This window comes from Burkholderia sp. SIMBA_062 (genome assembly GCF_046534765.1).
Taxonomy (GTDB): Bacteria; Pseudomonadota; Gammaproteobacteria; order Burkholderiales; family Burkholderiaceae; genus Burkholderia; species Burkholderia ambifaria.
Genome location: NZ_JAWRYD010000675.1, coordinates 1 through 231 on the forward strand (window position 1 = coordinate 1; position 231 = coordinate 231).

The window sequence follows — 231 nt, forward strand, 5'->3', positions numbered from 1 at the left end:
ATTGCTAATTATTATCTAAAGAACTATAAAAAATCAGAAGAAAATCATTTAGACGCGGAACAGAAATTTATTAAGAACAATGATGCTTGGAATCTTGGGATTACCTATTATTTCTTAGGAAAGATTAATAATGATGTTAATAAAGAAGAAAAGGGGATACAATATTTTATCAAGGCTGATTCTGTTTTGTCGATATCCAAAAAGTTTGATCCGGTAACAAGAAATGGGTAT

1 protein-coding gene is annotated in these 231 nt (G+C 28.6%); it reads left to right on the forward strand.

Annotation, left to right across the window (positions count from 1 at the left end; translation table 11 throughout):
* Positions 1-231, forward strand: a 231-nt coding sequence (locus tag SB786_RS37885; protein ID WP_410731793.1) for a hypothetical protein, incomplete at both ends; no start/stop codon positions are given.